We start from the raw sequence: 3,488 nt of genomic DNA, 5'->3' as shown, positions 1-3,488 counted from the left end.
CGGCCTGGCTGGCGGTCAACGTCCCGGCAGCCGCGGCAAATCCGGACGGCTGGAAGTACTTCTACCAGTTCACGCAGGAGCGGCCGGCGGGCTACAGCTCGCCCTGGTTCGCCTACAACCTGGTGGCCGCCCGGCTGGGCTGGAATCCGCTTGAGGCCGCGGCCATCAACTCCCTGGCACTGGACCTGTTTCTCCTGGCCTGCATCCTGATTGCGGTCCTGGCACTGACGGCACCCCGCCGGCCGAGGATCGCGCAGCTGGCGTTCCTGATCGTGGCCGCGTTCATCCTGACCAACAAGGTGTACTCCCCCCAGTTCGTGTTGTGGCTGATCCCCCTGATCGCCCTTGCCCGGCCCCGCTGGCGTGACTTCGTCATCTGGCAAGCCATCGAAGCGCTGCACTGGGGCGCCATCTGGATGTACCTCGGGCAGGCAACCAGCGGCGGCTCGACCCAGCACAACATCGACATGCCCTACTACGTCCTGGCCGTGGTTGCCCACATGCTCGCCACCGCGTACCTGATGGCCCGTGTCGCCTGGGACATCTGGTATCCGTCCAGCGACGTGATCCGCCGCCACCGCATCGATGATCCGCATGGCGGCCCCTTCGACGGTGCACCGGACTGGCTGCGGATTGATCTGCGCCGGCCCGCGGCGTCCCTGGTGCCGTGGCGGAAAGCCACAGCGCATGACTGACGTCGCCGTCGTCGGTTCCGGCCCCAACGGGCTGGCCGCGGCGGTGACCATGGCGCGGGCCGGACTCAAAGTCCACGTGTTCGAGGCGGCCGCCACACCGGGCGGCGGACTGCGCACCGCCGAACTGATGGAACCGGGCCACTTCCACGACGTCTGTTCGGCCGTGCACCCCATGGTTCTGGCCTCACCCTTTTTCCGCCGGTTCGAGCTGTCCAGGCGCGTGCCCCTGGAGGTGCCCGAGCTCTCGTACGGATCCCCGCTCGACGGCGGCCGCGCGGCGCTGGCCTACCGTTCCCTGGACCGCACCGTTGCGGAACTCGGGAGGGACGGCGCCGCCTACCGCCAGCTCATGGAGCCCCTCGTGCGGCGGGTGGAGGGCGTCGCGGACCTCACCCTGAACCAGCTGCTGCGGATTCCGGCAGATCCCCTGGCCGCCGCCGCGTTCGGCCTCCGGGCGCTCGAACAAGGCTCGCCGCTGTGGAATGCGAGGTTCAGCCAGGACCTGGCTCCCGCACTGCTGAGCGGCGTCGCCGCGCATGCCGTGGCGCCGCTGCCCTCGATCACCGCCGCCGGCGCCGGGCTGATGCTGGGCGCCCTGGGCCATGCCGGCGGCTGGCCGGTTCCGCGCGGCGGATCGGCCGCGATTGCCCGGGCGCTGACCGCCGACATCGAGGCCCATGGCGGGGTGGTCGAGACCGGCAGGCGGATCACATCGCTCGCGGAGCTGCCGCCGGCCCGGGCCACGCTGCTGGATGTGGCACCCCCCGCGCTGCTGCACCTGGCGGAGGGCCGGCTCCCGTCGCGCTATAAGAGCGCCCTGGCGTCCTTCCGCTTCGGGAACGCTTCCTGCAAGGTCGATTTCATCCTCTCCGGACCGGTGCCGTGGGCGGCGGACGGCCTCGCCGATGCCGGGACGGTGCACGTGGGCGGCACCCGGGCGGAAACCGCCGAAGCGGAACGCCTGGTCGCCTCGGGACGGCATCCGGACCGGCCCTACGTGCTGGTATCCCAGCCCTCGCGTTTTGATGCCGGCCGCGCGCCGGCCGGCCGGCACATCCTGTGGACCTATTGCCACGTTCCGGCCGGTTCCACTGTGGACATGAGCGATGCGGTCATGGCGCAACTTGAGCGCTTCGCGCCCGGGTTCCGGGATGTGGTGGTGCAGTTCAAGGTGACCACGGCCGCAGGGCTGGCGGCGTACGACGAGAACTTCGTCGGTGGGGACTTCGGCGCAGGCCGCATGGACCTTTGGGGCATGTTGCGGCGGCCGGTGCTGAGCCCGGTGCCCTGGCGGACGCCGCTGCCAGGGGTGTACTTGTGCTCGTCGTCGACCCCGCCCGGTCCCGGCGTCACCGGGATGCCCGGCTTCCACGCCGCCCGGCATGCCCTCAAGGACATGTTCGGTCTCGGCGTCCCGGACCTCGGATACCGGGTCTCCTAGCCGCTAGCCCCGACGCGGCGCCGCAGCGGCCGCCGTCGCCGCCCTGGCGGACAGCCGTCCGTCGCGCATGCTCGCGACGGCGTCGGTGAGCGGCACGAAATCGGTGTCGTGGGTGACCATGACCGTTGCCACGCTGAACTCGTCGGTGACCTGCCGCAGCAGCCGGATGATCGCTTCGCTGCGCTGGTGGTCAAGGGCTGCCGTCGGCTCGTCCACCAGCAGCACGGCAGGGTCGCCCATGAGTGCCCGGGCAATGTTGACGCGCTGGCGCTGGCCGCCGGAGAGCTGGTGCGGCCGCTTCGCCAGGGCATGCCCGAGACCGACAAGGTCCAGCAGAGCCGCGGCGCGTTCCCCGGCCGCCCGCGCCGTCCCGCCGCGCAGGCGCTGGGTGATCACGAGCTGCTCCACCGCGGTGAGGGAGGGCAGGAGGTTGGGCTGCTGGAAGATGATGCCGATCTTGTCCCGCCGCAGTGCGGTGCGGCCGGAATCGGGCAATCCGCCGGCGTCCCCGCCGTCGACCACCACCAGGCCGGCGGTGGGCCGGACCAGGGTGGCGGCGACGGCCAGCAGGGACGACTTGCCGGACCCCGAGGGGCCGATCAGGGACACGAATTCGCCTGCGTTCACCTTGAGGCTCACGGAATCCAGGGCCTTAAGGGTGCCGTCTCCGTCCGGGTACTCCAGGGTGACGTTGACGAGGTTCAGGGCGGTGTTGTTCAGGGTTGAGTTCACGAGATATGCCTTTCTAGGAATATATGGGGCGGGCCGGGGCTGCTCAGTTGCCGCCGAGGGCGATGAGCGGATCGACGCGGGCCACGCTGCGGACCGCGAGGGCTGCCCCGGCCAGGCCCAGGAGCACGATTCCGGCGATGGGCAGCAGCGTTGTCCAGGGTGTGAGGAGGAACGGTGCCGCCTGCGACGCGAGGACTCCGCCGGCCACACCGGCCAGCCCGCCGGCCACCGCGCCGGCCAGCAGGACCAGGGCCGCCTGCGCCATGGCGTCCCGGAGGATGTAGCGGGCGGACCCGCCCAGTGCCTTCAGAACGGCGATGTCCCGGGTGCGCTGGACCGTCCAGACCGTCAGGAAGGCAACAATCACGAGGGCTGAGATGCCGTAAAGGAAGGCCTGCATGAGCAGCAGCGAGCCGTTCTCGCTCTTGTACGAGCCGAGGGCCTGGAAAGACCCGTCGATCGTGGTGCTGACGGTTCCCGCGGCGGTATTGGCGGCACCGAGATCCACCCCTGTACCGGACGTGGAGTCGAATGTCACGGCCAGCACCGTCGCGGCGTCCGCGTCTTGGATATGGGCCAGCTTCTGCCAATCGGCCAGCGTGGTCCACACGACGCCGGTG

Annotated in this window: 3 protein-coding genes and 1 pseudogene; 2 read left to right on the top strand and 2 right to left on the bottom strand. The window is 70.5% G+C overall.

The features are described from left to right. Positions 1 to 695 (top strand): annotated as a pseudogene (locus LQV45_RS21350) (hypothetical protein); the annotation flags it as partial. Continuing rightward, a complete protein-coding gene (locus LQV45_RS21345) occupies positions 688 to 2,136 on the top strand; it encodes an NAD(P)/FAD-dependent oxidoreductase (protein ID WP_230008723.1) in 1,449 nt (482 codons plus the stop codon). The pseudogene LQV45_RS21350 and the gene LQV45_RS21345, both read left to right, overlap by 8 nt. Before the next feature lie 3 nt (positions 2,137 to 2,139). On the opposite strand, the gene LQV45_RS21340 is transcribed toward LQV45_RS21345, so the two are convergent. Together LQV45_RS21340 and LQV45_RS21335 are read right to left on the bottom strand one after the other, a co-directional pair. Then, positions 2,140 to 2,868: an ABC transporter ATP-binding protein gene (locus LQV45_RS21340; RefSeq protein ID WP_230008722.1), complete on the bottom strand. Its 729-nt coding sequence runs from the start codon at positions 2,866 to 2,868 to the stop codon at positions 2,140 to 2,142. A 43-nt stretch (positions 2,869 to 2,911) separates the two neighbouring features. Next, on the bottom strand, positions 2,912 to 3,488 hold a 577-nt coding region (locus LQV45_RS21335), incomplete at its 5' end, for an FtsX-like permease family protein (protein WP_230008721.1).

Source organism: Microbacterium sp. Bi128 (assembly GCF_918698205.1).
The sequence above is the reverse complement of the archived record's forward strand: the minus strand, read 5'-3'. Positions and strand labels throughout refer to the sequence as shown.

What these genes read in the sequence shown, in the direction of transcription:
- LQV45_RS21345 (WP_230008723.1), top strand. Translation starts at nt 688, where the DNA reads ATGACTGACGTCGCCGTCGTCGGTTCCGGCCCCAACGGGCTGGCCGCG.